Below are 23280 nucleotides of genomic sequence, written 5' to 3'. Positions count from 1 at the left end.
TATCATGCCTGCAGCCCCTCGCCCCAGCTTCCTCGCGACTCTCACTCTCGCGACGACCGTCAGCGTGACTGGTTGCATCTTCCCGTTCACCCGTGGAAATGACTCGAAGCTCGACGAAATCGTCGCCGCCGAGTCCGCGCCTGAGCCTGAAGTGGCTGTCGCACCGAAGGTCAAGCAGCCCAAGCAATTGCCACCGTTCGCTCGGTTTATCGGAGGCATGTTCGGCAAGAAGAGCCAAGCGGAAGCTCCGGCCGCTGTCGAAGCACCCATCGCTGAGATGCCTGTCCAGGCCTCGCCGGCCCCGAGTATTGTTCCTCCGGTTCAAAAGCCTGCCGCGGAAGTTCGCCCTGCCGAACAACTGGTTGGTAACCCAGCCGTACCGTCCGCTCCAGTGAAGCCCCCGATGCCACAGCTGCCTGAGATTGTCTCGGCACCTTCGCAGCAATCACCAGCCGCCCAGCCGGACGTGGTAAGTAGCTTCAGCCAGAAGGCAACGCAGCAAATGGCTTCCGCACCGGCCATTGCCCCGGCATCGACTCCGGTTGTCAAGCCTCGGCCTGAATTGATGTCGGGCTCGACGCAGGAAGTTGCCCAGCAGCAATTGGAAAACTACACCAACACACCATGGGCCGACAAAGCGTTGCTCGACAAAGCGACCAAGAGCAACTCGACCTCGTCGCCGACGCTAACCAACTCGTTGAACCTGGCACTCGAAAACGTTCGCCGCGAACGCGAATCTGGTGCTCCGATCGAGCCGCATTCTGAATCAAAGGCTCCGTTGATGGCCAGCACGCCAACGCAAACAACACCAGTGCAAATGACTCCGACCGCTCAGATCGCGACGCCTGCTTTGGAAGAATCGACCCAAGTGGCCTCGAACCCGCTGCGATCGACCCGCCGCAAGACCGACTGGTCGGGCAGTTCGCTCCGCTCGGCCACGCCAGCAACGATTGTCAATAACTTGACCGCTACCGAGGCCGAACCAGCCGTACCAGCAACCGTGAATCCCAAAGCAACGATGTCGCCGACCGATCTGGTCGCGGCCGAACGCCCGCCGGTTACGCCGGCGATGACGGTCAATCCTTACTCCCAAGAAGCGAAGCCAGCCGAGGTGCCTTCTCCGGCAGATGTACCGCAGATGGTGGCCAATGGCGCGTCTACCAAGCCGCAGATCGCCCAGGGCAAACCGGTCTCAACCGATGTGATCCACTTCCAGTCGTCGGTGCTCAGCAAATTGCAGGCAGCCAATGGTTCGGCCGTATGGGAATTCAAGCAGCCGGCAGCTCCGACCGAAGTCGCCGCGGCACCTAAGACAGCGGAACCATCGTTGCCACAGATTATGAACGGGGAAGAAGCCCTCGAGCCAACGCCATCGCTCGCGGCTACGACGGCCGAGCCAGCCCGTCAGCCGGAGCGTGTTGCCGCGTTAGAACCGGTTTACCAACAGCCGCTGCCTCAAGTTGCCCAGCCAGTGCGTGCACCGCAGCCGCAGACTTCGGCAGTCGCTGCTCCGGTTCAACCACCAGCCGCACCGATCAAGCCGTTCGTGATCGAAACACAAGATCCTGCCAGTGTCGCTCGATCGGCTGTGATTCGTCCAGCAGAACAAGCACCACAGGTCTACGGTAATCCAGCCGAGGAGCTGCGTCCGTTGCCCCCAACAAACCAGCCTGGTTTGCCTCCGGTGATTCGTGCGAACGATTACCAGTTGCAGGCACCTTCTTCTTCTGGCACCAAGACCTACATCGTGCAGTAAGAATCGTCAGGCCGAACGATTACAATTCGGCCCAGTCGATATCGGCACGGGTTAACAGACGATCGGCAACCGGCACATAGTCTGGCCGGTTCTCGATCAGCAATCGCGCTGCGTCTCGCAGTGGTATGTTGCCGGCCGATTCCATCCAGATCACCTTGGGCAGTTTCGTCCCTAACGGCGAACTGCCGGCCAGGTGCGGAGCGGATGCGGTCGCCGTGCCGTTTTCGGCAACGGATTCCGGTAGAAACATCAACCGCGAAACGGTCGGGCCCAGCTGGGTCAGTCGGCATTCAGAAGCGGTCACACGCTGCTTCCAGTCGGGACCTTCTTCCATCGAGTTGAGGAACTGGCTTTCGTTGCCTTCCTCACTCGCGCAACGACGGGCCAGATCTTTGCCGCAATCGAGCATCACGCCGATCAGCTTGTTGATGCCGTTTCGATCCTCATGCAGCAAATGGCACAAGCCGCCATGGTCCGCATTCAAGATGTCGTCGATGTTCCGCTCCAGCAGCAGAAGCTTCTCGAGGAACTTTGGATCTTCGATGACCGATTGATCGTCGGTCGCCAGGTGTTCACGGACCTCGGTTTCGGCCATTTCGAGGCTGACCACCGTTTGTTTGATCCACATGTTGTCACGCATGATTGCGGTTCGCAGATGCTGAAAGACCTGACAGGTCGCCAGCACCATCACGCTATGCGTTCTTAGCAACGCATAGTTGAGCCACAAGGATCGCATCTCAGGCAGGGTCATCCCCTGTTCTTTTCCCTGATAGCCTCGCTTCGTCGAACGATGCATCACGGGGAAGAGTGCCGTGCGGACCTTCTCGATTTCGACATCGGTCCGTTGCCCCATTGCCCGAGCCTTCTCTTCCAATTCGGCCAGGCGAGCATCGACCGTGGAGGCTAATTGCTTGACGCCCCGCACGCGGAAGGTGGGTTCGTTGAGGATTGAATGGATCTGCTCGAGGATCGTCGTCTCGAAGTGCTTCGCGATCTCGCGAATGTGCGGAGCGATCTCGGTATGCAACGAAACGGCGATCAGTTTGCCAGGCTCCGCTTCCATGTTCGAAGCACCAATCAGTTGATCGAGCGAATCGAGCACGTGAAACGTCATTTCAGCCGAGGTCGGCGGAATCCGAGAGCTGCCCATTTCGTTGATGAAGCGGCCGATTGTTTCGTTGAAGTAATCTTCAGCCGAAGCGCCGATCTCATCCTCGACAACTTGCGTTACCATATCGATCACGGTTTCCAGGCGGAATTCAGCATCCTGGAAGATCTTGGCAGTCCGCATATCCAGGATGCGAGCATACTGCTCGGCCCGAGCCGATACCTGTTGATCGGTGTCGTTCAGATGAGCCAGTTTGCGTTGCTCTTGGTTGCCATTGGAGGTACCGTGCCAGCGTTTGAGCAGTTCCATTGCATAGCGAGCAGCCGCCAGGTCGAGGTGACCGCTCGAGCAGAGTGGCTTGCCGGCGAAGGCCCAAGACGACACCGCGGGACCAACGTTCTCGGCACCGGTTTCGGCCTGACGAGCACGCTGGGCGACTTCGCGACCTTCGTACACATTCATATACAGCAAGTCGGCAATGTCGTTGATTTCAACGGGAAGATTGCGAGTTTCCGCCTGGCGTCCGGTTTCAAACAGCGTGATTTGCTGACTGATCTTTTCGGTCCAGCTTTGCGGCGGAATCTTGGTGATCACATCGCCTGGGTACGCGCCGGTGATCTGAAAGTGAAGGAGTTCCCGCAAGCAAGCATACGTATTGCATCGAGCCAGGTCCTGCTGTTCGACACCGTTAGGCGTGGCATGAATGAGCCACAACGAAACGTCGTCGACGCTGCCACCATGTTCCTGGACAACTTCCTGGGCGAGGGCGAATGCGTCCCATACCATGCCGCTTCCGGTTCCGCCGCTGCTGCTCATGACGAGCACGACGCGCGGCTTTCCTTTCCACGAATAGTTCTCGCTACGTGGATCGATGTTCCGTTGGGCGCCGTATATCGCGTCCGACACGGCGGCACGCAGTTGCTCTCGCAAACGGCTGGCGTGGTCGGCGAAAGCGAGACGTCCCAAAGGACGCATCCCTTCAGTCTTGAGCGACAAAGGAATGTTATAGAGCCAACGGCGACTCATCGACTTGGTCAACTGTCGCGATAGATTTCGATACGCCTGGGGACGACGCAGCGGCATTTCCACAGTGGCCAAGGATGGCGTTGGCGACGCGGCACCGATCATTCCGGTGCTGTGCATCAGGTCGCTCGTATCGGTATCTACCGCGACACATTGGCACCAATGCTGTTCTGCTTGGGTGCCGACCAGTTCCAATCGACGATCGACGACGTGTCGCACGATTCGGTTGCCCAAACCGCCGATGCCGACAATCACGCTCGGACGAAGTTCTCGCTGGGTGCGATCATCCGCGACGGGAGGCATGACGTCCTGCTTGCGCGGCTTGATGTCTTCCCAGACACTGCTTTGACGGGCCTGCCATTGGCGGCTGTCGCGGTCCATGCGGATCGTTTCCGGATCGGAAACCATGCCGGCACCATCGACCACGCTCGACTTGGTGTCGTTGCAATTGATCGTTTTGGTATCGGTCTTGGACGATTCGTCCTGGCCAACGGTTCGAATCTGGGGCAGATGCGCGGCACTGTCGGCAGCGATCAGGGCTTTCACCATTTCGGCACAGTTGCGATAGCGCTCGTGCGGCTTTTTGGCGAGGGCCTTGGAAAGGATGTCGCGATCGCGCGGTGGCAGGGTGTTGAGACGCGGCGGACTGTTGAGATGTTGTGCGGTGAGCTGGGCCAGATTGCGACCAGGGAAGGGGAGTGTGCCGGTCAGCATTTCCTGATAGACGATCGCCAGGCTGTACTGATCGCTTTGACGCGATGGCTGATCGTTGAATACTTCGGGAGACGCGTACAGTGGAGTCAATCCAGCCATCATCGAGGCGGTGACATCCTGAATGCTTTTCACCAGGCCAAAGTCGGCCACTTTGGCATGCGTGCCGACGATCAGCAGGTTTTCTGGTTTAACGTCGAGATGCTGCAGCGAGTGCACCTCGGTCATATAGTCCAAGGCTTCCGCCGAGTCCGCGAGGTACTGCAACAGTTCGTCGCGAGGAATGCCCGGCATTCCTTCTTTGCGGCAGATGTCGAAGCGATCTTTTAAACAGCAATCGGCCAGTTCGGTCACGACGACCAACTGGGCATCGATCACTTCAATGCGTTCCAGTGAAAGTAAAAAAGGGTGACGGAGATTTTTGATTCGGTTGAGAGCCTTCAGCTCGCGCGAAGCCCGAGCCTCGTCATGAAAGCCGAAGACCAGCTTGACGGCCTTGGAGAGCCCGCCCGGTGCATCTGCCCGCCAGACTTCGCCGTAGCCACCGGCTCCGATTCGTTGTACGAGTCGGTATCCGTCTACCTCTCGTACTGTGGCACTTGTCTCGATCGACACGTTTCAGGACCTTATTCCGGGTCTGCGATTGCGATCATCGCAAGGAAATACCCAAGTGTTTATAGGCACGCAAAACTGCGTTCAGCTTTCGCAATAAACCTCGCTCGCAAAAATGCGAGCGAGGTGTCGGGGGCGGACATCTTGTCACAACTGAAGATCAGGCAGATCGCTAGGCCTGTACGCGTACAATCGCGTTGAAGCCCATCTGTTGCAGTGCTTGATCTTCGGGGGCGGTTGGACTGGCCACGGCAAATGCCTGGCAGCCGCTCGCACCAACTTCCTTAATGAACTCTTGAATGCTATTGCCAACCGCCGGGCTACGCGAAGCAGCCGACAGGGCACTCGCCGAAATCCCCACCATCGAAACCTGCTCGCAGACTTCGGTAACGATAGGCTGTTTGACTTGTTCGATTCCAACGGCAGCCAGGTGAATCCCCATCGCACACAGGTCTTCGACCAGCGGGTTGCCCACGAGATTGTCTTTCCACAACTCGCACGAGCCTCCGAGCAGAATCATCAGATCGGGGCCGAATTTGGTACGCATCCAACCGACGGTCTCTAGTAGATCAGGCCGTTGGAGATCGGCCTGATCTACTTCCAACACGAGTAAGCCTGCTGCGGAAGACCGCTCCATGAGCGCAAACATGGCGGAAACGTGCTGCAACATTCGCAGCGGTTTCTCGAGTACGAGCGAGTGTTTGAGTAGCTTGGTTTCTTCGTGCGCCTGGTAAGCCTTGCGGAACATGGGGCACCAGTGGCCAATCGTCTGCTGTGTGGTCAGCGACTGAATGGTCAACAGGCCAGGGTCGATCCGATTCAAACCCGACCACTGATTGACAGTGCGTAGTGCTTGAATGAGGACCTGCGGATCTTCTGCCTCGGAGGCGGATTGCATCCGGTCTTCCATCTGCAGCGTGACTGTTTCACGCGAGGTGGCCGAAGCAGGGCAGTGGAAGTCGAACTCGAAATCGGCGATCGATACGGTATCGCCGTCGACCAATACGTGTTCGGTGATTTGTTCGCCGTTGACGTAGACACCGTTGGTACTGCGCAAATCGCGAATCAGATAGCCTGTTCCATGCCGTACTACTTCGGCATGTTCGCGCGATACGCGTCCCGACTCGACGGTCAGATTGCAAGTCGCATTCCGTCCAATGATGAACGGAAATTCGTCGATTACTGTTTTGTTGGACCGCCCCGTGGATTGATCGAGGAACTCGAGAAAGATCGAGTCGTTCCCAATTTTCGGAAGCAACTGCGTCTGCATGCGTCCTACCTTCGTGCTGGCTTCGTCTCTGTTGCCGAACGAGCAGTCAAACCTGCTACTTCGGCGGGATAAGATCTTGGGAAAAGTCGCCGCGTTGCGCCGTCACCGCCGCCCCGCGAAGGTTTGCGGAAAAGTCATACCCATCTCAAACGTAGGTCAAACTTGTTCTGCGTGATGGCGAATTCTTTCAGAGAGAATCGCAAAATTTCCCGGCAGAGGGGGGCGTGTCTTCAGAAAAACAGAAATCTAAGCACTTTGTCCCACTTGCCCCTGGCGGTCGTGACCTATGTTTTCGATGAGGCGCATCGCAACGCGAGCGGCCCCATCATGCAGTTCTCTTCTTCGGGTAGCAGGTAGATCCATGGTAACACGTGCGTTACGGGTAGTTGTCGTATCGGAAGACCGCCAACATCTACGCGATTGTTTCGACTTCTTCGTGGCTTGCGGTTACGAAGTGCAAACCCGTTGCGATGCGACCTATCACGAATCAGATACATCTTCCAAGAACGACGTCTTAATCTACGACCATAAACGTGGTCAGAACACGGTTTCGCGCGGGAATATTTTCAAAATCGCGATCGTCCCCCCCAGTGCCCCCAACCAGGTCCAAGATGCAATTACAGCCGGGGCTGACGATGTCGTCCTGAAACCAGTGACGCCTGCCAAGCTGTTGGTTCGCGTGCGAGCCGCCGCGGCGATCCTGGAAGCTCGTGTTGCCATTTCGCAACAATTTGGACGTGATCCTCTTAACACATATCCTGGCGAAGGTGCATTTCTGGGAACGCTGCAGAACACGATCGAACAAATCGCGCAGCATCACATGTGTGTCTGCGCGGTGATGTTTGCGGTCTCGAATCGCAACTCGCCACGTTACGCCCCTTGGCTGGCGGAACTGGAAGCAACCGCGCTGCCTGACTCCCGGCTCTTTGAACTACCCGGGCAACGAGTTGCCGTGGTGACCGCGGCCACCTCTCCGGAACAAGTCTCTGGATGGGCCGCCGAATTGATGGCTCAAGCCTCCGTTCGCGATACCACGCATGCCGATCAAAAGCCGCTGGAAGTATGCGGTAGTTTCGTCAGCACACGCAGCGATTCGACATCCAGCCAGCAGATGGCTTTGGTACTGGGAGATCGCTTGAACCTGGCCTTGAGCCTCGGCGAAGGTCTGCTGATCGACGATGCCCTGGAAAACCAATGGCTACCACAGCATCCGACCGGAAGCATCTTCGACGGCATGAGTGCCCAGGACATCATGCGCCCGACCACAATCCACTTGGCCGATCAGGACACTGTTGCCCAGGCCCTTGAAAAGATGCGACTCTGGAATGCCGAAATTGCACCCGTCTTTCGTCAGGATGGCTCGCCCTGCGGCTTGATTCGTACGGATGATTTGATGGAACAAGAGGACACGCAGCAGGCCATCGGCCGCTATTGCCTGCCAAACGTACCGCAGGTTCGCTGCGATTCCACTTTCGATGAATTCGTCGCCTTGTTCTCTTCGCATGACTCGTCGTGGCTGCAAGTCACGCGCGACGGCGTGCCGGTCGGCGTGATCCACTGCGACGATTTGACCTCGATGAACAGCCCTGTGATGGTCGCTTTGCCATAGCCATCAAGGCAGCACCACTAGATGCTTTGCGGACGACTCGCCGCACAAAACATGGGAGAGGTAAGCCTCTCCCGTTTTTGTTTCTTGCCGGCCATCATCAAGGCAGAAAGGAAGACCTCAGGTCATGCGAACCCAAGGTCTTCGTCTGAATCAATTCGCTGGTGGTCCAGACTAGTCGTTACCGGCAACCACGGTGAAGTAGCTTCCGACCACCAGGTCGAAGTACTCCGGCCGCATTTCCATCGGGAAGCCTTTGTAAACGCAGTAGTTGCGAATCTGCGTCAGCAAGTCGCGTGGCTGGCAACGACGCAGCGGCCGATTCGTTGGAACATAATGGTTGTCGATCAGATGCTTGATCGAGTCTTCGTCATAGCGGCAATTGAACTGCCGCGAGAAGATCTCGAACAGCTTGTGGAACTCCTCTTGCGAGGCGTCTTCCACTTCGATTTTGTAAGGAATACGACGCAAAAACGCGTCGTCCGTCAGGTCGGATGGCTCGAGGTTCGTCGAGAAAATAATCAACTGCTCGAACGGGACCTGAATTTTCTTGCCGTTGGGCAGAGCCAGGTAGTCGACACGATTCTCGAGAGGGACGATCCAGCGGTTGAGCAATTCCTGGGGCTGCATTCGTTGACGACCAAAGTCGTCGATCAGCAGGCTGCCGCAATTGCTCTTCATCTGTAGCGGTGCTTCACAGATGTTGTTGATTGGATCGAAACGAATTTCCAGGCTGTCCATCGTTAGTTCACCACCCACCACGACGGTTGGCCGGCGAATCTTCACCCAGCGATGGTCAAAGTTATCGGCCTTGATGATGCTATTTTCTTCGACGTCGACCGCTTCGTGGAAGGCAGAGTCGTACAACTTAATGAACTGCCCATCTTCGACGATCGTGCGTGGGATCCAGATTTCCTGGCCATAACAAGCGGTAATACGCTTAGCCAGCGTCGTCTTGCCATTGCCGGGGGCTCCGTACAGAAACAGGCCTGCGCCTGAATTCACCGCAGGTCCTAAACGATCAAAGAGCCCTGGTTCAACCGAGAGCCCTTCGAATGCTCGCTGCAGGTCTTCTTCCCGAGGCGTTTCGTTACGTACCGACTGGGCTTCGACCGAGGTGATGTAATCGTCCAACGATACCGGCGCTGGTCCGAAGTAGGCACACGACTGCATGTAGGTCTGGCCGCGGCTCCGCCCCTGGTCGGTCAAGGTATAGGTGTAGTCGTTCAGCGGTGCGGAACCACAGTGGGTAATCAACTGGCGGGTACGTAGCGAAGTGAGGATTCCTTCGACCACACCAAACGGCAAACAGATGTGTTCGGCCGTCTTGCGTCCACTCATCGAACCGATGTTCAGATAGAGCTTCAGGATGATCGATTCGACTAAGGTTTGCGATAACTGAGTGTCCTCTAGAGTTTTTGGTTCCTCAGGACGGAAGCCATCATCTGCTAGCAAAGCTGCCAAAAGGCCTGTTTTCAGTTCGCTACCAGCCATCGTATATCTTTCGCAATGATCTTTTAAAAGGGATAACTGGCCCAAGATTAGGGCCCAGTCTCTGCGAAAGCTTAGGCTGTGAAGGTCTACTTAGTCGGTAGAAACGCCCATTTCAGCCTATTTTTCACATTTCTGGCGAGGGGGCAGAAACCGCTAGCAGCAGGGCTATTCAAGGGAAAACAACTATATCCCTCCAAATTGTTCGCGCTAGCATTCAACATGTGGTGTCTTATGACCTAGGCTTGACCCTGTGACGATAATAACACATGCAACAAGCTCGCAGGTTCATATTTCTTGCCGAGCGGATTCATGGTAGGTTCTGCAAAACAAACCTTCACGCGAGTCGATCCATGGCCAACGAAAAAGCCAAGTTGTTGTTAGAAAACGCGACCAATTACTTCGAACGCATCTCCGCGGTGCAGTCGGCCCTGCAATTGGGGATGCCGATGGAAGATATCGAAGACTATATGGATTGGCTGCGTTTGCTTCGCGCGGAACATTGCCAGATGGCGACCGCTGGGTCGACTGAAAGTTCCGGCAACTAACAGCCACCAGGTCTGCGCTCAGAGATTACGCACAGGGTAGAGTTTGCCGCCTGAGGGCTTCTTTTCTGCACCTACTTCTTACTGCTCGAGCTTCTTGAGCATCTCGATCGCTTGACGGGCGTTTTGCATTCCACCAATGCGTTGGATAAACAGTTGGACGCCCAACAGTTCGCTTGGTGAAAGCAGGTCTTGCCCGAACTCCAACAGGATTTCTAGCTCGTGGGCAGGCAGGTGTTCAATCTCGACTCTTGACAGCATGGAAGTATCCGATCCGTGTCCAAATCCTTTTCGTTGACTACGAGGGTTTGTATCGGAACGAAATCGATTTGTTCTTAGGGCTCGCCGGTCCCCGGAGGCCGGGAAAGGTCAGATTCTCGAATTGCGATACACACTTTTCGGATTGACCGGTAAAACCTGTGCTTCCTGATAGCATATGCAGGTAGCTGTTGGTTCATTTTCAGCCCTTGTTTTCCGTCCGTTCCCCCTTTGCGGTCCTCTCGGCACCATGTGACTAACCTGTCCAACCGCTGCAATTCTGCCTTGCAGCAAGCAGCGATGCCTAATACTATCGCCCACCGTAACTCTTCCGCGAACGAAAGGAATCGATCGAAGTGAGCTCTCCTGAAGTCCTAGGCCAGTTTATTCCGCTGCACTATCACTACGACATGCTCCGCGACAACTACCGGATGACGTCGTTTCAGCAGGCGATCGCCGCGACCGTTCAACCAGGCATGACCGTCGTCGACCTGGGTGGTGGCACCGGGGTGCTTTCGTATTTCGCTGCCATGCAGGGAGCCCACGTCTATTACGTCGAACGCAATCCCGAACTGGTCGAAGTCGCCAAACGCTTTCTGACCATGAACAAAGTCAGCGATCGCGTAACCATCGTGCACGAAGACGCCGCACAGTTTGTACCGCCGGTCCCCGTCGATGTGGTGACCTGCGAGATGCTGCACGTGGGGCTCGTGCGGGAAAAACAGACGCTGGTGATCGAGCAGTTCAAACAGAACTACGTTCAGGCTCATGGCACGAAGTTGCCTCGCTTCATCCCGGAAGCTTCGCTACTGGCCATCCAACCGGTGATGCAAGCATACGAATTCGCAGGCTTCCACGCTCCGGTTCCTTTGTTTCAGCCACCGGTCGCAACCGTTGATGGAACGACCGAGCTTGGTCTGCCGGCGATCTATTCGACCATCGTCTACGACGAAGCCTACCCTCGTAGCGTCGACTGGAAGGGTGTGCTGACCATGCAATCTGCCGGGACGCTAAACGGCTGGCGCGTCGTCACCAAGAACGTGCTGGCCGTGCTGGTCGAAGAGCAATCCGAAATCTGCTGGCACAATCAGTACCTGGTGGTCCCCATCGCCCAGCCGCTGGAAGTCAACGTCGGCGATCGGATTGAAGTCGCCCTGAACTACGAATTTTGCACAGAACTCTCCCACATTTGGGATGGTATCTCGCAGCGAGTCTGCCCGAATTCGCTCACAAAACGCCTGGCTGCCTAGGCCAGCGTTCGCCTGATACCGGTTGTGACGATTGTGTGCTCCGTAGGCATCGCCCCATGTGATGCTGGGTGAATGGACTTCGTGTTGATCTGACCTAGGTTTTTTTAGCTTTCCTGTCCCCTCGGCCTCCGAACCTGTTATATGCAGCGGCCCAGGGTGACACCGGACTTGTGCTGAAACCTATTGCAGATTGACGTGAACCATGCCCGTTAACCGATCCGGAGCCTCATCCGTATTTGCCTGGCTATGCCCGATTGTGCTTGTCATAGCTCTGGCTGCCACCGGCGTCATGCTGGTGCTTTACGGCACCAGCACACCGTATGCCGCGTACATCTCGATGGCCGGCATGGCCGTGGCGTTGGTCCTGGGGGGGCTGTATCAAGCCTCCAACGTGCAGGTCTCGCGCAGTCTTCTGACACAATTAGCGAAACTCTCTTCGCTGCAAAACGAACACATCGAGCCCGAGCAGTTCGAACAGCAGCTTCGTCAAAGCAAGCTTCCGCCTCAAGCTCGGCGGATGATCCTCGAGATCTATCAGACCCTGGAAAGCGATCAGGATTCGATCGGTGCCCTACAGCAGAAGTCAGCCCGTAGCGAAGTTCGTGCCCACCTGGCCGAGTCGCGTGTTTCGGAGATCAACTGCGTCATCGAAGGCCTGACCGAGCCGGTCATTATGGTCGACCAATATGGCGAGCTGGCCCTGATGAACCCTGCCGCGGTCACCTTGATGGGTATGCAAAATGTTGCCATCGGTACCCGTATCGACGACGCCTTGTCGTGCGATTCAATCGTTCAACTGCTCAACGAAACCCGTCGCCGCAAGCTGAAATCGAGCCGCGTCGCCGAGATCGAACTGGCGGATCCTGCCGGCGAAAAGCATTGGTACCGCGTTACCGTCACTACGGTCGCCGACAACGATAGCGAGTCCGGCGGTGAGTCGAACTTCGGTGCCGTCGCCGTCATGCGCGACATCAGTGGATATAAAGCAATCCAGCGCCGCAATGCGGAATTCGTTTCGGCAGTTAGCCACGAAATGAAAACACCTCTGGCCGGCATCAAGGCTTACACCGAACTGCTCGCCGATGGCGAAGCGGAAGATGAAGAAACCCGTGATGAGTTCCTGGGAGTCATCAGCGGCCAGGCCGATCGCCTCCAACGCTTGATCGACAACCTGTTGAACTTGGCACGAATCGAAGCCGGCGTGGTGAGTGTCAGTAAGAAGCCACGTTCGTTGAACGACCTGTTGGACGAAGCCGCCGCGATTGTGCAGCCGACCGCCGAACAGAAGAACATCACGCTGAACGTCGAGCTCAGCCCGATGTACCTCGGCGTGCTGGCCGACCGTGACATGATCCTGCAGGCCGCGATCAACCTGCTTTCCAATGCCATCAAATACACACCCGATGGCGGCAAGGTCACGTTGCGAAGCCGCCTGTCCGACCGGGAAGTTCACTTCGAGGTGGAAGACACCGGCGTCGGTCTGAGCCCAGAAGACTGCGAAATGGTCTTCGAGAAGTTCTACCGCGTGAAGAAAGACCAGAAGATGGCCTCCGGGACTGGCCTGGGACTGCCGCTGGCGAAACATATCGTTGAAGACGTGCATGGCGGCACGTTGACGGTGAAAAGTGAATTGAACAAAGGCAGCACCTTTATGATCGCGTTGCCGACCGTTCAAGTGATCGAGCATGCAAGTTAGCACTCGATCCGAATCAAACCTAAAGGAGCCCAATCGATGGCAACGAAAGTTCTGATTGCCGACGACGAAATGCATATTTTGCGAGCCGCCGAGTTCAAACTGAAACGAAGTGGCTTTGAAGTGACCTGTGTCGAAGACGGCCAGGAAGCCTGGGAAGCGATCCAGGTCGAACGCCCTGACATCCTGATTACCGACTTCCACATGCCACGCATGGATGGCTTGATGCTGTGCCGTACGGTTCGCTCCAACGAATCGACCGCCACGCTGCCGATCATCATGCTAACCGCCAAAGGCTTTGACCTTTCCGGAGACGATGGCACGTCGGAACTCGGCATCGCGGCAGTGCTGGCCAAGCCGTTCAGCCCACGCGGCCTGGTGCAGTGCATTCAAGAGGTGCTGGAAACCGGCACGTACGTTCCTAACGTCGCGACCTTTTAGCGAACGACTTTCACGATGAACCTGTCGACTGAAATCTTTGGTGCCGTCATGGTGATCCACACTCCGGAAGAACTCGGAGAGGATCAGGCAGACAGCGTGCGCGACTTCCTGCAGACACGAGAACGCAATAAGCTGATTCTCGATCTCGACGGAACCGAAACGATCGACAGCGTGGGCCTGGAGACGCTGCTGGACGTCCAGGACCTCATGCGTGAACGAGGTGGTGACTTGCGGATTGCCACCACCAACCATGCCAACCGTAAGATCCTGGAAATCACTCGCCTCGATTCGATGCTCGAAGTATTCGATAGCGTCATCGATGCGGTGAAGAGCTACGCCTGATCGGTGCTGAAAGGCTGCCCATGGAATCGATGATGAATACCACGACGAGTGCTCCGCCACGACTGGGCAATTTGCTCATTCGCCGCGGCTACGTCACCATCGAACAGTTGGAGCAAGCCCTCGCTTATCAGAAAGTGAAGGGACGCGGCAAGCTGCTGGGCGAAATCCTGGTAGAGCTCGACTTCTGCTCGGAAGATCACGTCATCGAGTGTCTGGCGACCGAGTATGGCGTGCCACATGCCCGCCTCGAAGCTCGCTTGTACGATCCGAAAGTGGTCGACCTGCTTCCTCGCGAATACATCGAGAAGCATGGCATCTTCCCGCTGTTCAAGATTCGCGGTGTGCTGAGTGTCGCCATCGCGGAACTCTCGAACCTCTTCTTGATCGAAGAAATTAAAAACCAAACCGGTCTGCAGGTGCAGATCGTGGCGGCGTCGACCAAAGACATTCGCCGGATGATCTCGCAGTTGCCTGACTCGCGAGTGTTCGTCATCGACGACATCATCGAGGACAGCAACGAAACCGAAGTCACGCTGATCGAAGATGCGATCGAAGACATCGGCGACGTCGAAGAAATCGCCGGCCAGTCGCCGGTGATCCGCCTGGTGAACTACATCGTCTACAATGCGGTGAAAGAAGGAGCGAGCGATATTCATATCGAGCCGGCCGAACGCTGCATGCGGGTTCGTTACCGTATCGATGGTCGCTTGCACAAATCGCTCGAAGTTCCGATCCATCTTTTGAACGCGGTCAGCAGCCGTATCAAGATTATGGCTGGTCTCGACATCAGCGAACGTCGCTTGCCACAAGATGGCCGCGTGAACGTGATGCTCGATTCTCGCAAGATCGACCTTCGTGTGAGTACCTTCCCTGGCAATCGTGGCGAGAAGACGGTGATTCGTGTTCTCGATACCAAGAAGGTCACGCTCGTCCTGAAGAACCTCGGCTTCGCCGAAGACATTCTTACTCGGTTGACGGCCAACGTGCATGCCCCCAACGGCATCGTCCTGGTGACTGGGCCAACCGGTAGCGGTAAGTCGACGACGCTCTACGCGGCGCTCAACGAGATCGCCACGATGGAAAATAACGTCTGCACGGTCGAAGACCCGATCGAATACCACTTGCCGTTGATCAATCAGTTTCAAGTCCAAGAGCGTGTCGGATTGACGTTCTCGGTCGCTTTGCGAACCCTCCTTCGTCAAGACCCTGACGTGATCATGGTGGGTGAAATTCGTGACGAAGAAACGGGACGCACCGCGATTCAGGCTGCACTTACCGGTCACCTTGTGCTCAGCACGCTTCACACGAACAACGCGTTGTCCGCCGTCACACGACTGGTCAACATGGGGGTCGAACCTTACTTGATCGGGGCCGCCCTCAACATGGTGCTGGCCCAGCGACTGGTTCGCCGTATCTGCCCTAAGTGCAGCGAAGCTTACGAACCAGATCGCAACTTGCGTCGCGCCTTGGAACGTATGGGCTACGACATCGACTCGTTCCGCCGCGGTGTCGGGTGCCGGGCATGCCGCAACACTGGTTACAGCGGGCGTATCGGTGTTCACGAACTGCTTACCATTTCGGACGAACTGCGCGATGCCATCGTCAATGGAGCCTCGCTGGCCGACATGCGTAAGATCGCGACCGCGAACAACTCGATGATCGGGATGCAACTGGATGGCTACCGCAAAGTGAAAGAAGGAATCACCACGATTGAAGAAGTGATCCACGCGACGGGAGATATCGTTTACTAACGTCTAACGAGCCAAGCCATGCAAACCTTCGCCTACCAAGCCAAAGATAAACTCGGCAACTTGCACGACAGCTCGATCGACGCTGACAGCATCGATGAAGCCCGCGCCGTGCTGGCCAGCGATGGATTGCAGGTAATCTCTCTGGAAGAAGAGGGGGGCGGACTGAGTCTATCGCTGGGTGGCAATCGCATCTCGCGTAACGACATCATCTATATGACCAGTCAGTTGTCGGTGATGATCGAAACGGGCATCAACCTCTCAACCGCCTTGTCCGGAATCGCCTCGCAGGAAAAGAACGAAGCGCTCAAGAAGCTAATCCTCGACGTGAAAAAAGAAGTGGAGGGTGGTGAAGACTTCTCGACCGTGCTGGCACGTTACCCAAAGTACTTCGACCAGACCTACGTCGCCTTGATCCGGGCTAGTGAACAAACTGGCATGATGGGCGAGATGCTCGAGAAGATCGCGCTCTATCTCCGCAAAGAAGCTGAAACCCGTGGCAAGATCCGCGCGGCACTTGCTTACCCTTGCGTGATGATCGTGCTGGCATGCAGCGTGACCGTCTTTCTGCTGACGTTCGTGCTGCCGAAGTTCGAGCCGCTCTTCAACCGCAAAGGGGTGAAGCTTCCTGGCCCGACGATCTTCATGATGGCCGCCTCGGACTTTCTGCTGAATTATTGGATGTACTGGTTGCCAACATTGATTGCCCTTGTTGTCGCTTTCCTGTTCTTCCGCCGCAGCGAAACAGGTCGAAAGTTTATCGACGGGGTGAAGCTGAACATTCCGATCATTGGTCCGATGATCCGCAAGGTGACCATCGCGCGAAGTCTCAACACGTTGGGAACCCTCGTTCGCAGCGATGTGCCGATGCTGCAGTCGTTGGAACTGACGTCGCAGGTCTGTAACAACTCGAAGTACTCGCAACTATGGCTGAACGTGATCGATTCCGTCACGTCAGGCAGCCAGATCCATGAATGCTTGCGAAAGAGTCAGCTCATTCCGGCGACCATCATTCAGATGATTGCCGCCGGCGAAGAAACCGGGCGACTGGACGACGTGCTGGAAAAAGTAAGCTCTCACTACGAGCACGACGTCGATCTCTCGATCAAGACCACTACCAGCCTGATCGAACCGATCATGATCGCCGTGATGGGGGTCGTGGTGGGCGGGATCGCGCTGGCACTGCTGATGCCGATCTTCTCGCTCAGCCGGAACGTCTAAACGCGCAGGCGATGCCAGCACGCGAGCACTTGCCTGGGGGTATCCGAGCTGGCTCGACGCAGGAACAGCCACCGCGACCGTTACAGTTTAACATTCGGCCCCTGCTGCCAGCATCGCAGGGGCAATTTCAGGATGGAGAACGGTCGTAGCGAATCCGATCTCTTTAGGGTCGAAGCCATTTCCTCGAGCAGGACCCATCCATGAGCACATCGGTTCGAATTGCGAACGTCGTCGACGAGCTTTGTCGCCGCCAAGATCAAGTTCTCCTGGAACTCGACAGCCTCGATCGTCGCATCGAACAGGTTCTTAAATCGCTCGCTCTCCAACCGGAAGTCATTCCGATTCCGGTCGTTGCTCAGCCGGAACGCAAAGCGGCTTAGGCTGCTATTCTCGATCAAGCTTCCCGGAACGATTGATCGCCATCACCAGGCGAAATCCGAGGGCAAAGCTGATCACAAGTCCCACCGCTCCGGGAATCGAAATGTTCTTCATCTGCAGGAACGTTTCTTCCTTGAAGAGCAGGGGAGGGACATCCGAACTGAGCATCTGCGACGAGCCCATGAACAGCGCGGCCGTCATGATTCCCATCACCATTCGGTTGACCGACGGTTCGAGACGTCGGTGATCGAGGTGAATGTCGAACTTGCCGACCCGTACCAGCTCTAAGATTTCGCTGATTCGCCGCGGCATCACTTCAGCCAGACGTTCCAGCTCGTTGTACATCCGCCACAGCTTTCGCAGCCGGCGTGATGGCGAGAAACGCTTCATCATGATGCGGCGACGATGCTTCTGAAATAGCTCGCCCAAGCTGAACTGCGGATTGAGCATCCGCCCGGTGCCGTCCAGCATCATCATCGTTTTCAGCAACATGGTGACCTGGGGCGGCAACTGAATCCGATAGTTCCGCACGATCTTGAACATCTCGTTGACGGCATCGGCGAAGTTCAAGCCGTCGAGTTGCTGATTGGCGAAGTCGGAAACGTAGTCGTTCGCATCGCGGCGCAAGGCTCGTTCGTCCAGGTCTGGCGGCGTGCTGCCGATCCGCATGATCGTCGCGGTCAGCAGGTCGGCGTCGCGACTGGTAATCCCCATCAGCAGGTCTTCGATATCTTCCCGCAAGCGGTCGTCGATGCGGCCCACCATGCCGAAATCAATCAGCCCGATCACATCGCCTGGCAGCAGAATCAAGTTGCCAGGGTGCGGATCGGCATGATAGAAGCCGGTGTCAAAGATCATATGCATGTACAGTTCAGCACCGCGCCGGGCCACTTCGCTCTGGTCGATCCCGGATGCCAGCATCTTGTCGGTTTCAGCCAGCTTGATGCCTTCGATGTATTCCATCGTCAAGACACGCGGCGTACAGAGGTCAGGGTAGACCTTGGGGATGCGTACCGTTTCGTTATGCTCGAAGGCGGCTTCAAACTGCAGAATGTTTCGTTCTTCGCGGCCGAAGTCGAGTTCGCGGCGAAGGGCTCGCTGAAACTCGGCCACAGTTGCCTTGGGGTGATAATCGCGGAATTCCGGAACGTTCTCGGCGAGTGCCGCCAGGCCGGCCAGGATCTCCAGGTCTTCGGTCACGGTCTTCTCGATCCCGTGGTGCTGCACCTTCACGACTACCTTCTCGCCGGTGAAGAGCCTGGCGAGGTGAACCTGTCCAATCGACGCAGAAGCCAAAGCTTTGTCTTCAAAGGTCGAAAACAACTGCTCGATCGGCTGCCCCAGTTCGGCTTCGATCAGCTTGCGAACTTGCTCCGGCGGATCGGCCGGGACATCGGCTTGTAGGCGCTTCAGTTCGTCCGCCAGGTCGACGCCGACAATATCGGGCCGGGTACTCAGGATCTGGCCAAGCTTGATGAACGTCGGACCGAGGTCCTCGAGTGCCATCCGAATGCGTGCTTCGCGCGTGTAGCGTGCCAGCACTTCGCCATCTTTATCCTTCAGGAACCCTTTGGCGAAATCGAGTTGAAAACGTTGAATCCAATCCGCCAGCCCATACCGGCTGAGCACCGAGAGTATCTCGGTCCAGCGATTTACATTGCGATAAAGCTGGGGAATGTTGGTCAGTCTCATGAATCTTCTCAAAGGAGTTGTTTTCACTCACTTTATTTTAGTTCAGGCAACTTCGGACCTGCGAACGACGCAAACTCTTGACCGCCTTAACATAATGCCGCAAACTTTCCCTGTCCGCACTTCCTGGGCCAAAATCCTAAGGTCTGATGTAAGTCGGTCCGATTCGGCCAATTTTTTGGACGAATCGCCCTTATAATACGGGAAAACCTACCCCAGCCCGTCCCATTGGATTCTGACGGAACTTCATCCATGAAAATGATCCCGCCCACGTTGTTTCTTCTCTTCACCATCATCGCTGCTCCAGCCTTGGCCGAAAACTGGCCATCGTGGCGAGGCCCTGAAAATCAAGGCATCAGTTCCGAAACGAATGTCCCGGTCGAGTGGGGCACTGAAAAGAACATTGCCTGGCGATTGCCTTTGCCGGGTGCCGCCGGCTCGACCCCGGTCGTCTGGGGAGACAACATCTTCCTGACTTCAGTCGCCGAGAACGATCTGGTGCTGCTCTGCATCTCGACCGAAGGGGAAGAGAAGTGGCGTCGTAAGCTGGGTAGCGGAAACCGCGATGTCCGCGGCGACGAAGGCAACTCGGCTGCTCCGTCTCCTTCGACCGACGGCGAGCATGTGTGGGCGTTTTTCGCGAATGGTTCGCTCGGCTGCTTCGACTTGGAAGGGAACGAGATCTGGCAGATCGATGTTCAAGAGAAGTATGGCAAGTTCGATATCCAGTTCGGCCTGACTAGCACGCCAGTACTGCATGGTGACAAAATCTACTTGCAGTTGATCCACAGTGGCGGAGCCAAGGTGGTCGCACTTGACAAAGCAACCGGCAAAGAAGCCTGGGCAGTCAGCCGTCCGAGCGATGCCCGGCAAGAGTGCGAGCACAGCTATGCTTCGCCGATTGTTTACGACGGCAAAGAAGCGAAGTTCCTGCTGACGCATGGTGCCGACTATTCGATCGCCTATGACCTGGAAAGCGGCAAGGAACTGTGGCGAGTCGGCGGACTGCATCCTCCTGGTCGCTACGACGTGACGCTTCGCTTTGTTTCGTCCCCCGTCGCGAAAGATGGCATGGTGATCGTCCCTTCCGCCAAACGAGGGATCACCGTCGCCGTAAAAACAACCGGCGAAGGCAACATCACCGAGAAGAAGGACAACTACTTCTGGACCCATGAAGTAACCCCAGACGTGCCATCGCCACTGATCGTGGGAGATTACGTCTATCTTTGCCGAGAGAATGGCAACCTGATCGTTCTGGAGCGCGAGACCGGCAAGCAGTTGTACGAAGAGCGTACCAACCGTATCCGTCACCGTTCTTCGCCGGTCTTTGCGGATGGCAAGCTCTATTTAACCGGTCGCGACGGGGTTGTCACCGTGGTGCAAGCAGGCCCAGAATTCAAGATCTTAGCCCAGAACGAGATCGGCGAAGCGATTGCGGCTTCCCCGGTCTTCAGCAATGGTCGAATCTACCTGCGAACCTTCGATGCCCTGTGGGCGATCGGAAGCGAGTAGATTCTTCCCCTGTGCCAATCAATCCAGGTCAGGGGTAGCATGTGCCGGTATTTTCTGAACAATCGTTACCTTAGGGCCGATAAGAGCCCTAAGGATTCCCCTGATTCGTACGAAATACCACCACCGCCACCAGCTAGCAAAGCCGATCATTCCATGCGTATTTGCTTCGCGTTTCTGTTTGTGTTGTCTCTCTTTACGACGTCGACTGTTTGGGCCCAAAATCCAGTCGTCCCTGGTCAGGGGCAACGGATCTGGTTCGACGACCTGGAAGATGAAGAATGGGAATACACCGACAACCATCCCAAGTCGAGCCACGAACAAGACAACAACGTTCGCCTGCCGGGTGGCATCTCGAAGAACAAGCTGTGGGCGGAAAGCAGCAAGCGTGGTCATCCAGACTACATCCGCCGCGTCGAAACGCCAGAAGGTGGAATCCCTGGCAGCAAGGGTGCCTTGCTGATGATGACGCTGCAATCGAACGTTCCGTTTCGTGCCAGCAACGAACTGGGCCAAGACGATCTGATCTGCCGCGTGCCAGGTCGCTACTCGGTGAACCAATACCCAAGCGCCATGACGCGGGTCTACCTGCCACCATTTGATAAATGGGAGCAGCACGCCGGTGCAGCGACATTCGGTTTTCGCACCACCGCGATCGGTAGTCGCTCGAAGAAGAAGGGGGGCGGCCTGTTCAGCTACAACTCGACCGAAACGGAAGAGAACTGGCCCGGCATCTTCCTCGAATTCCAGCCAGCCAAACCAGGCTCGGACAAAGAACCAACCGCCCAGTGGATCATCCGTGGGGCACCTCACGGTGACGTACGCGGCCCGAAAGTTACCGCCGAACAGCTCGGTTGGTGGACCATCGGCATGTCGTTCACGCCGGATGGCCGGTGCCACTACTTCATGTCGCAAGGTGCTGACGCCCTGACCGGCAAAGACCTGGTCGCTTCGTACTTGCCGTACAACTACAAGATCGAATCGGTCAGCGGCATGTTCTTCAACGTCTTCAACTACGACAACGGCAAGAGCTGGTCGACCCCATGGGTGATCGACGATCCTGGCTTCTACGTCGGTCGTCGTTAATCGACCGCTAACTGGCCGGCTGAGCAGAGGCATCCACGGCGATCGCCTCTGCCTGCGGCATCGGTAGCAGAAAGTCTCGCAGCGACTCGACAGTCCGCGGCCCAATGCCCCGGACTCGCTGCAAGTCGGAGTGATCGAGAAATGGTCCCTGCATTTCTCGCGACTCGACAATTCTCTTGGCCAGCGTCTCGCCAATGCCCGGCAACTGGGCCAGTTCTGGCCAATCGGCCTGGTTCAGATCGACCATGAAGGCATAGTTGGCGGCCGGGGCTTCGTCGATATCGATGAATTCCACCGAACGCATCCGCTGCACGCCGTAATAGATGCCGCCCAGCGAGACGGCGACCATCAAGATCGAAGCAACCAAAAGCTGGTCGCCACGGCGCAGCACCCACCGCAGAAACAATCGCTCTTTCGGTTTTTGCGTTCGCTTGCCCATGGCACCCCTTGGTGGTCTCGCCTCGATTATCGACAATGAAACGAGCCGAAGCGAGCGACTTTCCTGCCTCGCCATCCCCATTTTGCCCCGAAAAAGTACGTGATCTATGGCCAAGGAATTTCACCAGGTCGCATGGGACGACCTGATTCAAGACGATTGCCGACAACTTCTGGCACTGGCTGTTCGCGAAGATCTGGGGCGAGAGCACGACTGGTCGACCCTCAGCTTGATTCCCGAATCGGCGACCGGCGAAGTCCACATCGTGGCTCGCCAGGAAGGGGTTCTCGCCGGCTGCCCGATCATCCCGCTGATGATCGAAGAACTGGAACTCGAGATCGAAGCGACCTTCCACCGCGAAGACCGCGCGGCGATCGAGCCAGGCGATCGCTTGATCACGCTGAAAGGGTGCGTTCGCGATCTGCTGACCACCGAACGGGTCGTGCTGAACTTCCTGGGCCGCATGGTGGGTGTCGCCACGCTGACCCGGACCTACGCTCGCCAGGTGGAAGGGACCAAAGCGAAGGTCTACGACACTCGCAAGACCACACCAGGCTGGCGGCGGCTCGAGAAGTACGCCGTGAACTGCGGCGGCGGAACGAATCATCGCAATGGTCTTTACGAGGCCGTGATGCTGAAAGATAACCACCTCGCCTGGTACACCGAGTCGACCGGCAAGTCGGCGCAACTGGGAGATCTGGTCGGCATCGTTCGCCAGTTTCTGATCGACCAACTGGGCGAGGCCGAAGGTAATCGCCGCATTATCGAAATCGAAGTCGACCGACTCGAGCAGCTTCAGCAGGTTCTACCAAGCCAGCCAGATATCGTGCTGCTGGATAACATGGACTGCGAAACCCTGACCAAAGCCGTTCAGCTTCGCGACCAGGTGGCCCCCGAAGTTCAACTGGAAGCCTCCGGCGGCATCAATCTGAAAACGATCCGTGGAATCGCCGAAACGGGCGTCGATCGGATCAGCGTCGGGGCACTGACCCATTCGGCGGTGAACGTCGACCTTGGCTACGACTGGGCTTGATCGGCCTGGATGTTGCATTTTCGCAACATTCCCCCCAACAGCACCTCTCATTTCCCCAATATTCGTCGCTACTG

19 protein-coding genes are annotated in these 23280 nt (G+C 56.6%); 13 read left to right on the top strand and 6 right to left on the bottom strand.

The features are described 5' to 3' along the window. Window positions 1–4 precede the first annotated feature (4 nt). Window positions 5–1756 carry a hypothetical protein gene (locus AB1L30_RS01485; RefSeq protein ID WP_367011554.1) on the top strand — a complete coding sequence of 584 codons (1752 nt, stop codon included), beginning with the start codon at window positions 5–7 and terminating at the stop codon, window positions 1754–1756. Between the two features lie 19 nt (window positions 1757–1775). Here the strand turns inward: AB1L30_RS01485 and AB1L30_RS01480 are convergent, their stop codons facing one another. Continuing rightward, on the bottom strand, window positions 1776–5213 hold the full coding sequence (locus tag AB1L30_RS01480; RefSeq protein WP_367011553.1) for a tubulin-like doman-containing protein: 3438 nt from the start codon (window positions 5211–5213) through the stop codon (window positions 1776–1778). 169 nt (window positions 5214–5382) lie between these two features. After that, entirely contained in the window at window positions 5383–6480 is a 1098-nt protein-coding gene (locus AB1L30_RS01475; protein WP_367011552.1) for an FHA domain-containing protein, read from the bottom strand. Window positions 6481–6841: 361 nt separating this feature from the next. Here AB1L30_RS01475 and AB1L30_RS01470 point away from each other — a divergent pair, with 361 nt between their 5' ends. Next, the gene (locus AB1L30_RS01470) at window positions 6842–8089 is read left to right on the top strand and encodes a CBS domain-containing protein (RefSeq protein ID WP_367011551.1); all 1248 of its coding nucleotides are present in this window, start codon (window positions 6842–6844) and stop codon (window positions 8087–8089) included. 171 nt (window positions 8090–8260) lie between these two features. Here AB1L30_RS01470 and AB1L30_RS01465 read toward each other — a convergent pair whose 3' ends face one another. Then, window positions 8261–9580, bottom strand: a complete 1320-nt coding sequence (locus tag AB1L30_RS01465; protein ID WP_367011550.1) for an AAA family ATPase — start codon at window positions 9578–9580, stop codon at window positions 8261–8263. A gap of 350 nt (window positions 9581–9930) precedes the next feature. On the opposite strand from AB1L30_RS01465, the gene AB1L30_RS01460 reads away from it, so the two are divergent. Next, window positions 9931–10125, top strand: a complete 195-nt coding sequence (locus AB1L30_RS01460; RefSeq protein WP_345085762.1) for a hypothetical protein — start codon at window positions 9931–9933, stop codon at window positions 10123–10125. 78 nt (window positions 10126–10203) lie between these two features. On the opposite strand, the gene AB1L30_RS01455 is transcribed toward AB1L30_RS01460, so the two are convergent. Next, window positions 10204–10383 (bottom strand): hypothetical protein, encoded by a 180-nt coding sequence (locus AB1L30_RS01455; RefSeq protein WP_345085764.1) that lies wholly within the window; start codon window positions 10381–10383, stop codon window positions 10204–10206. A gap of 353 nt (window positions 10384–10736) precedes the next feature. Between AB1L30_RS01455 and AB1L30_RS01450 the strand changes: the two genes are divergently transcribed. The 7 genes from AB1L30_RS01450 (at window position 10737) to AB1L30_RS01420 (ending at window position 17455) form a co-directional block, all read left to right on the top strand. Then, window positions 10737–11630: a methyltransferase domain-containing protein gene (locus tag AB1L30_RS01450; RefSeq protein ID WP_367011549.1), complete on the top strand. Its 894-nt coding sequence runs from the start codon at window positions 10737–10739 to the stop codon at window positions 11628–11630. 202 nt (window positions 11631–11832) lie between these two features. After that, window positions 11833–13326 (top strand): PAS domain-containing sensor histidine kinase, encoded by a 1494-nt coding sequence (locus AB1L30_RS01445; protein ID WP_367011548.1) that lies wholly within the window; start codon window positions 11833–11835, stop codon window positions 13324–13326. Between the two features lie 36 nt (window positions 13327–13362). Next, window positions 13363–13764 carry a response regulator gene (locus tag AB1L30_RS01440; RefSeq protein ID WP_367011547.1) on the top strand — a complete coding sequence of 134 codons (402 nt, stop codon included), beginning with the start codon at window positions 13363–13365 and terminating at the stop codon, window positions 13762–13764. 15 nt (window positions 13765–13779) lie between these two features. Further along, window positions 13780–14106 (top strand): STAS domain-containing protein, encoded by a 327-nt coding sequence (locus AB1L30_RS01435; RefSeq protein ID WP_367011546.1) that lies wholly within the window; start codon window positions 13780–13782, stop codon window positions 14104–14106. A 29-nt stretch (window positions 14107–14135) separates the two neighbouring features. Beyond that, window positions 14136–15857 (top strand): ATPase, T2SS/T4P/T4SS family, encoded by a 1722-nt coding sequence (locus AB1L30_RS01430; RefSeq protein ID WP_367011545.1) that lies wholly within the window; start codon window positions 14136–14138, stop codon window positions 15855–15857. Between the two features lie 18 nt (window positions 15858–15875). Beyond that, window positions 15876–17075, top strand: coding sequence for a type II secretion system F family protein (locus AB1L30_RS01425; RefSeq protein ID WP_367011544.1), 1200 nt, complete (start codon window positions 15876–15878; stop codon window positions 17073–17075). Window positions 17076–17275: 200 nt separating this feature from the next. Continuing rightward, window positions 17276–17455 carry a hypothetical protein gene (locus tag AB1L30_RS01420; RefSeq protein WP_367011543.1) on the top strand — a complete coding sequence of 60 codons (180 nt, stop codon included), beginning with the start codon at window positions 17276–17278 and terminating at the stop codon, window positions 17453–17455. A 4-nt stretch (window positions 17456–17459) separates the two neighbouring features. On the opposite strand, the gene AB1L30_RS01415 is transcribed toward AB1L30_RS01420, so the two are convergent. Next, the gene (locus AB1L30_RS01415) at window positions 17460–19145 is read right to left on the bottom strand and encodes an AarF/ABC1/UbiB kinase family protein (protein ID WP_367011542.1); all 1686 of its coding nucleotides are present in this window, start codon (window positions 19143–19145) and stop codon (window positions 17460–17462) included. Between the two features lie 249 nt (window positions 19146–19394). Between AB1L30_RS01415 and AB1L30_RS01410 the strand changes: the two genes are divergently transcribed. Further along, window positions 19395–20654 carry a PQQ-binding-like beta-propeller repeat protein gene (locus AB1L30_RS01410; protein WP_367011541.1) on the top strand — a complete coding sequence of 420 codons (1260 nt, stop codon included), beginning with the start codon at window positions 19395–19397 and terminating at the stop codon, window positions 20652–20654. Between the two features lie 153 nt (window positions 20655–20807). Beyond that, entirely contained in the window at window positions 20808–21737 is a 930-nt protein-coding gene (locus AB1L30_RS01405; RefSeq protein ID WP_345085784.1) for a hypothetical protein, read from the top strand. A gap of 7 nt (window positions 21738–21744) precedes the next feature. On the opposite strand, the gene AB1L30_RS01400 is transcribed toward AB1L30_RS01405, so the two are convergent. Beyond that, complete coding sequence (locus AB1L30_RS01400) at window positions 21745–22176, bottom strand: helix-hairpin-helix domain-containing protein (RefSeq protein WP_367011540.1); 432 nt, start codon at window positions 22174–22176, stop codon at window positions 21745–21747. A 106-nt stretch (window positions 22177–22282) separates the two neighbouring features. Here AB1L30_RS01400 and nadC point away from each other — a divergent pair, with 106 nt between their 5' ends. After that, window positions 22283–23206 carry a carboxylating nicotinate-nucleotide diphosphorylase gene (nadC, locus tag AB1L30_RS01395; RefSeq protein ID WP_367011539.1) on the top strand — a complete coding sequence of 308 codons (924 nt, stop codon included), beginning with the start codon at window positions 22283–22285 and terminating at the stop codon, window positions 23204–23206. Window positions 23207–23280 lie beyond the last annotated feature (74 nt).

Origin of the sequence: Bremerella sp. JC817, assembly GCF_040718835.1 — a bacterium.
Lineage (GTDB): Bacteria > Planctomycetota > Planctomycetia > Pirellulales > Pirellulaceae > Bremerella.
The sequence above is the reverse complement of the archived record's forward strand: the minus strand, read 5'-3'. Positions and strand labels throughout refer to the sequence as shown.